The organism is Deltaproteobacteria bacterium (assembly GCA_016234845.1).
Lineage (GTDB): Bacteria > Desulfobacterota > Deferrimicrobia > Deferrimicrobiales > Deferrimicrobiaceae > JACRNP01.
The window spans coordinates 1-6,989 of record JACRNP010000156.1 but is presented as its reverse complement, the minus strand read 5'-3'; the positions used below and the strand labels follow the sequence as shown (position 1 = coordinate 6,989).

The 6,989-nt window shown below is 66.8% G+C and carries 5 protein-coding genes; 1 reads left to right on the top strand and 4 read right to left on the bottom strand.

The window, feature by feature from the left end; all coding sequences use genetic code 11:
* Together HZB86_10475 and HZB86_10470 are read right to left on the bottom strand one after the other, a co-directional pair.
* The coding region (locus tag HZB86_10475; protein ID MBI5905949.1) for an NAD-dependent malic enzyme at window positions 1–549 on the bottom strand (549 nt) is incomplete at its 3' end.
* A gap of 123 nt (window positions 550–672) precedes the next feature.
* Entirely contained in the window at window positions 673–3,390 is a 2,718-nt protein-coding gene (locus HZB86_10470) for a tetratricopeptide repeat protein (protein ID MBI5905948.1), read from the bottom strand.
* A gap of 125 nt (window positions 3,391–3,515) precedes the next feature.
* Here HZB86_10470 and tpx point away from each other — a divergent pair, with 125 nt between their 5' ends.
* Window positions 3,516–4,037, top strand: coding sequence for a thiol peroxidase (gene tpx / locus HZB86_10465; protein MBI5905947.1), 522 nt, complete (start codon window positions 3,516–3,518; stop codon window positions 4,035–4,037).
* A gap of 8 nt (window positions 4,038–4,045) precedes the next feature.
* On the opposite strand, the gene HZB86_10460 is transcribed toward tpx, so the two are convergent.
* Window positions 4,046–5,986 carry a DUF3857 domain-containing protein gene (locus tag HZB86_10460; protein MBI5905946.1) on the bottom strand — a complete coding sequence of 647 codons (1,941 nt, stop codon included), beginning with the start codon at window positions 5,984–5,986 and terminating at the stop codon, window positions 4,046–4,048.
* 106 nt (window positions 5,987–6,092) lie between these two features.
* A complete protein-coding gene (locus tag HZB86_10455) occupies window positions 6,093–6,296 on the bottom strand; it encodes a cold-shock protein (GenBank protein ID MBI5905945.1) in 204 nt (67 codons plus the stop codon).
* Window positions 6,297–6,989 lie beyond the last annotated feature (693 nt).

Here is a 6,989-nt window from a genome sequence, read left to right as displayed (position 1 = left end):
CGCGTCGATCCCCCCGAACTCCTTGAAGAGCATCGCCTTCCCCTCCATCACCGGCATCGCCGCCTCGGGGCCGATGTCCCCCAGCCCCAGCACCGCGGTCCCGTCGGAGACCACCGCGACCGAGTTCCGCCGGATCGTCAGCGCGAACGATTTCTTCACGTCCTTCGCGATCGCCATGCAGACCCGCGCCACGCCGGGGGTGTACGCCATGGAGAGGTCGTTCCGGGTCTTGACCGGAACCTTGTTGTGGATTTCGATCTTTCCGCCCAGGTGCATGAGAAAGGTCCGGTCCGAGACGTTCACCACCTTCACACCCGGAAGCGCCCGGACGCCGTCGATCACCTGCTGCGCGTGATCGATGCCGCGGGTGCGCACGGTGATGTCCCGCGTGACGGTACCCTTCCCGTGGCCGGAGAGGTCGACCGCGCCGATGTCGCCCCCCAGTGCGCCGATCGCGGTCGTCACCTTCCCGAGCATCCCCACCTTGTTCTGGATATCGACACGGATCGTGATGCTGTAGCTCTCGCTGGGCTTTACCAGTACCGGCATGGCTTCCTCTCCTCCCTGCGACGGATATGGATCCTGCAAGGAAGATGCTAGGAGACGCGTCGAGGGGAGTCACCCCCCGAAAGGGGGGAAATCAGGGGCCGAAAGGGGAGAAATCGCGGGAGGTCAGGCGAGCAGTCCCCGTCTCCGGGCGGTGGCTACGGCCTCGGTGCGGGTGATCACGGAGAGCTTGCAGAAGAGCCTCTTCAGGTACCACTTCACCGTCTCCTCGGACAGGAAGAGGCGCCTGCCGATCTCGCGGTTGCGCAACCCCCGGGAGATCAGCTCGAGGATCTGGATTTCCCTGTGGTGGAACGTCTCGTCGGTGCGGTCCCCGGCGGTCGGGCCCCCGACCGGGTCGCGCCGGCCCTCGAGGGCGGAGAGGATTCCAGACGCCGCGGCATGTACCTTCGGGCGTGCCGCAATCCGGCGCAGGAGCGGAATCAACCCCCTTCCCGCGCCCGTGAAGGGGAGGACGATCCCCCCGGTCCCCGCGAGCAGGAGCGCGCGCTCCAGGCCGGCCAGGGCCTTATCCTCCATCCCGAGTCCGTTCCACGCCGCGGAGCGGAGCACGAGGAACTCGATGACGTTCCGACCCCTTCCCGCGGCCTCCGCGCTTCGGAACGATTTCTCCCCGAGCTTTGCCGCCTCCCCGAATTTCCCGAGGAGAAGGAGGAGCCGGAGGCGTTCCGCCAGGCACAGCTCCTCCTTTTCGCCGAAGGAAGAATTCCGGGAACGCCGCCTTCCCCCGAGGGCTTTCTCCGCGGAGGCCAGGTGTCCCACCGCCTTTCCGGGGTCGTTCGCATCGACGGCCATCCGGGATTCCAGGAGGTCCGCGCGGAAGGAAACCCGGAGCACATCGTGCCTGCGCGCCACCTGGCGCGCCTGGGCCAGGTCCGCCGCCGCCAGGTCCCCCTTGCCGAGCGTCGACTGGACGCGGGCACGCTCCACCAGGGCCATCCCCAGGAAGCCGAACGCGTCGCTGGCCTCGAGGAAGGCGATCGCCTCCGACAACTCGGCCGACGCCTCGCCCAGCCGGTACTTCTCGTGGAGCACGAGGGCTAGTCCGTAGCGGAGGAAAGCCGCGCCGATGCTGCGCAGCCACAGTCGCTTCCGGGCGTACTCCAGGGAGTCGCGGAACCGCTCCTCCGCGTCCCGGGCCCGGCCCATCAGATAGTTCACGATTCCGATATTGAGCCGGGCGTTCAGGTTGACCAGGGAGCTGTCCCCGGTTTCGGACTCCCCGAGCGCCTCCTGGAAATGCCGCAGCGCGCCGGGGAGGTCTCCCCGCGAGCGGCTCGCGAACCCCAGCGTGATGGATGCGTAGCCGCGAAGCACCGGCTCGTCGCGGGAAAAAAGGGACACGATGCCGGGGGAGAGCCCGGAGACGTCGGGCTCATCCGACTGGATGATGCCCAGGACGGCCCGGAGGACCTGGAGCTCGGCGCCGACGGCCCCCTCGGGCGTCGACGATCCGCCCCCCGCCCCTCCTTGCCGTCCGACCGCTCCTTCGGCGCAGGCGATGCGTCGGCGCGCCTCCCCGAACTCCCCCAGGTACCCGAGCGCCCAGCCGTGAAGGACGCAAAGGACCGGGGAACGGGAGACGACCGATTCCGGAAGCGCGTCGAGCCACCTTCTCAGCTCCTTGAAATCCCCCTGCCGGAAGAGCTCCCTGCCCGCCGTCTCCAGCAGGCGGGCGGCACGCTGGAGCCGGTTCCCGGCGACCGCGTACCGGACCGCCTCGGTGGGGAACCCGTTCCTCTCGAACCATTCGCCGGCGCGATCGTACAGCTCCGCGGTCTCTCCCGGGAGCTCCGTCCGCAACCGGCTCCGCAGGAAATCCGCGAAGAGGTTATGGTACCGGTACCAGGTCCTCCGGTCGTCCAGGGCGAAGACGAAGAGGTTGCCGTTCTCCAGCATTTCGATCGACTGCTGTCCGTCCGGCCGCCCGGTGAGCAGGTCGCACAACGGTGCGGTCATCCGGTCCAGGATGGACGTCTTCAGGAGGAAATTCCGGACGACGGGGGTCTGGCGCCGGAACACGCTCTCCAGAAGGTAGTCCGTGATGTTCCGGTGGTCTCCGGAGAACGATTCCACGAATCGGCCGGCGTCCTCCGTTCCGGGAAAGGCCATGGATGCCAGCTGCAGCCCGGTGATCCACCCCTCCGTGCGCGCGCAGAGGGTGCGAACCTGGGATTCGGACAGCCGCAGGGCGCAGACCCCCCCGAGATATTCCCTGGTTTCGTCGACGTCGAACCGCAACTCCTCCCACCGCACCTCGAGGAGCTCCCCGCGAATGCGGAAGCGCCCGACGGACAGGGGGGGATCCCTGCGGGTGCCGACGACGAAGCGGATGTTCGCGGGCATGTAGCGGAGCAGGTGGTCCACCGCCGCGTGAACGGTGCGGTCGCGGATCTCGTGGTAATCGTCCAGGAAGACCGCGACGGGCGAATTCGTGCTCCCGAAATCGTGGACCAGGCTCTCGGTCAGGTCCTCCAGCAGGACGTCCGGGTTCGCCGCCAGGAACTCGAGCGCCACCTTGCCGAAATGCGGCTGGACCTTCTGGATCGATGCGATGAGGTTTGCGAAGAACCGGCGCGGTGCGTTGTCCAGGGCGTCCAGGGAGAGCCATGCGGCTCCCCCCGCTCCGTCCAGAAGCGCCTGATACCAGTCCGAAAGCAGGGTGGTCTTCCCGGACCCCGCCGGGGCGGAAATCAGCGCGAGCCGGAAATTTCCGGATTTCGTCAGGCTTTCGGCGAGGCGGGGGCGCGCCATGTGGCGGACGCCGGTGGATGGAGGCCTCAGTTTCGTCGAAAGAGCCGGCCGGTCGAATCCTTTGCCCATGGAGGGATTATACCCACCGGTTCCCCCGGAGGCACGGGAAGGCGGAGCATTTCAGGAAACCTTGCCGCCCGGCGGGCGTCGAAAGCGTGAACGACATCGATCGCCGCCACGAAAAGGAGGAATCCATGCAGGAACGCAAGGGAGTGATCACGTTCAAGGGGAACCCGATGACCCTCCTCGGACCCGAGGTCAAGGCCGGGGACAAGGCCCCCGACTTCCGGGTCGTGGACACGGGGCTTGCGCCGGTTACGCTTGCGGATTTCCGGGGGAAAGTGAAGATCTTAAGCGCCGTCCCGTCCCTCGACACGCCGGTGTGCGACACGGAGACGCGGCGGTTCAACCGGGAGGCGGCGGATCTTCCGGGGAACGTCGTCGTCCTGACGATCAGCCTCGACCTTCCGTTCGCGCAGAAACGGTGGTGCGCGGCCGCCGGGATCGACAGGGTGAAGACCCTCTCGGACTACCAGGACCGCTCGTTCGCCTCCGCCTACGGCGTGCTCATCGGGGAGCTGAAGCTCCTTTCCCGGTCGATCTTCGTGGTCGACGGGAGCGATACGATCCGGTACGTCCAGCACGTGAAGGAAGTGACCTCGGAACCGGATTACGCCGCGGTCCTCGCGGCGGCGAAGGCCGCGCGGCCGGCGTGAGTCGTTTCTTACGGCCCGATGGCCGGGACCGCCCGCGGCTCGAAGACCAGGGCGTAGTCCCCGAAGCATTGCCGGATGCCCTTCTGAAGATCGGCGAACGCCCCGCCCTCGATCTCGGCGTGCGTGAGCAGCGGTTTTTTCAGCGTCACGCGGGAGGAGACGAGCAGGCCGTCTCCGTCCTCCCGGGTTTCCCACGAGGCGTCCACCCACGGCGAGCTCACCCGGCATGGAGGAGGGTGTTTCCCGACCAGGCGGCTGCCGGCGATCCGGTCCGACGATTCCGTGACGCTGGGAGGGCCGAGGAACATGTCCCCCTGGTCCTTTTCCGGGTCGATCACCGTCAAGGGCCTCAACGAGTTGTGCTCGAGCCGGTACGCCAGCCCCGCGGTCGTGCGGATGGCGACGCCTTCGATCTCGGTCGCGACGTCGATCGAGATGTTGCGGACCACCGGGGTGAGCATGTCGAAATCGCCCACCGTTCCGGAAACGACCCGCCGTCCTTCGGAGATGCCGCGGAGGATCGCGAACCGGATGGTTTCGGGAGCGGCGTAGCGGCCGACGCCCGTCAGCCAAACCGCCTGCTGTCCCAGCAGCTCGATGCGGGCCGTGATCTTCGCGTTCCCGTCGGGAGTGAAGGCGAACGTTCCGGTTCCGCGGGACACCCCGGCTTCGGAAGGCGGGTACGGCACGTGTTCCTTCCTTAATTTCCCCGCCTCCAGCACCAGCGCGTCGCGGCCGGCAAGGTCGCTGGGGATTCCGCGGGCGAAGCTCACGTTGTTCGTCGGGTCCACCCAGTAGGTGGAGCCGTCCTGGACGACCCGGACGATGGTGTGGTTGAAGGCGTCCGGCGTGGCCAGCGGGAGCGCGCCCGGGGGGATCGGCCGGCGATGGATCCACGCGACGTCGGCCCGGGCTCCGGCTTTGCGGAGAATGGCAACGACGGCCGTCGCCATGTCCTTGCAGTCCCCGTATTGCGACGACGCGATCTCCGCCAGGGGTCTCGGGACATAGCCGCCGTTCCGCGGCCGCCAGTCGCCGAAATAGCGGATCCGCCGCTGGAAGGACGATGTGAGCGCGTCGAGCCGGTCGGGGATGGGACCGTCGCTTTCGGCGAACGTCTTCGCCTGCTCCTCGAAGAGCGGCGGAAGCGGTCCGGAAAGGATCGTTTCGTACGCCGCCACTACGGAAGCGGCCGGCCCGTCCAGCGATTCGTCGGTGGAGACCTGGACGTACGGGAGACGCGACTCCGGCATGTACGAGAACGGCTGCTCCTCGACCAGGTGCCGGTAGACCGGTTTCCGCAGTCTCACGCGCAGGGTGTCCGTGTCCCCGTCCATGGAGTGCGCGACCTCGAACGCGCGGTCGGGGTCGTTGACGGCGATCCGCAGCGGCCGCTTCGACCGGATCGTCAGGTCGAAATGTTCGCACGGGATGTCGATTCCGGGGAAGAATGCCCTGGAATAATGGCCCTGGAACGCCACCTCCCGCTGGGTTGTCCTCCGGCGGAGCCGGACTCTCGAACCCACCTGGACGCCCGAGTACGGGACGGTGATCCTCGCATGTTCGTCGAACCCGGGCAGGTTGGTCGCCACCGGCTTGTTTTCGATGGCCTCGGGCGGCACCGGAAGCGTTCTCCCGTCCTGCACCGTCTCCGCCGACAGGACTTCGACCTTGGAAACCCTTGCGTTGTAGATGAATCCCATCGTCCCGGCGACCTGCCGCCCCGCTTCGTTGCGGACGAGGATCTCCCGGGAGTCCTCCTCGACGAAAGTTCCGTCGAGGGCGACCGCGATCGTCACGTCGTTGCGGGTGATCGTCGCGGGAGCGTCCGCGGCCAGGTTGAAACGCGCGATGGCCGGTTCCGGTGCGAACGCGGAAAGGGCAAGGCCAAGGGCGAGGGCGAGGAGGACCCGACCGGCGGAAAATCGGCGAGCCGAACGGGTCTCCATCTCCGGAACGCTCCTTGAGTTGAAAATAGAAAAAAACCCCCGGCGGGATGCTAAGCCGGGGGTCTCGATCGTTCCCGGGCGCTTCACCCGGCGTCGTTTTTCCCGATCAGGCTTTGGCTACGTTGGAGGCCTGCGGCCCCTTGGGGCCCTGCGTGATCTCGAACCGGACCTTGTCGCCTTCCGCGAGGCTCTTGAAGCCCTCCGACTTGATCGCGCTGAAGTGGACGAACACATCCGGCCCGCCGTTTTCCTGGCTGATGAATCCGAACCCCTTCGCATCGTTGAACCACTTCACGGTACCTGTTTCCAAAACAACCCCCAAAAAGAATGTTCTTGCTCAACCCAGGCAACAAGGCCCAAATCGACCAGAACCCCTACCCTACCACATGAATCGATGGGAATCAATGGCCTGAACGTTCTTCGTCGTTCTTCGTCCGTTCGGCCCCTCCCGTTGCGCACCACGCAACGGAAAATAGGGTGGTGCCGGAGGAGGGGGTCGACCGCCTGAGCCTTGCCCCTCGGGCGGTTCGTTGCGGGGTACCCCAGGGCGGTATTCCGTTCGGAAGTGGGGCGGCCCCCCAGGCCATTGCCCCAAGGTATTATTACGCGGGGTACCCCAAGGGCGAGTAATCCGTTCGGGAAGGGGGCGGCTTTGGCGGCGGGGCTCCCTATTCGGTCGGCGCCCCTCGCCCGTTCTTCCCCCTCCTCCGGCACCAAGACAAACGGAAAGGGCTGACACCTTTTCGATGCCAGCCCATGGGTTTGTCTTGGTGCCGGAGGAGGGGGTCGCCCGATGAGGCTCGGCCATCCAGGCCATCGCCCTTCCGGCGGCTCGCCCGCCTGACGCCCTCCTCCAGGTCGGGCTATTCCTCGCACCTGCTCGGCGGCGGTCTCGCGTTCGAGTCCCCGTGGAACACCATGAAACGAAAAAGGAGCGATGGATTTCTCCCTCGCTCCCTGGACGTTTCATGGTGCCGAAGGGGGGACTCGAACCCCCACGGGT

Excerpts from the sequence above, each read along its gene's own strand:
- HZB86_10470 (MBI5905948.1), bottom strand. The coding sequence starts at position 3,390 with ATGGGCAAAGGATTCGACCGGCCGGCTCTTTCGACGAAACTGAGGCCT.
- tpx (MBI5905947.1), top strand. The coding sequence starts at position 3,516 with ATGCAGGAACGCAAGGGAGTGATCACGTTCAAGGGGAACCCGATGACC.
- HZB86_10460 (MBI5905946.1), bottom strand. The coding sequence starts at position 5,986 with ATGGAGACCCGTTCGGCTCGCCGATTTTCCGCCGGTCGGGTCCTCCTC.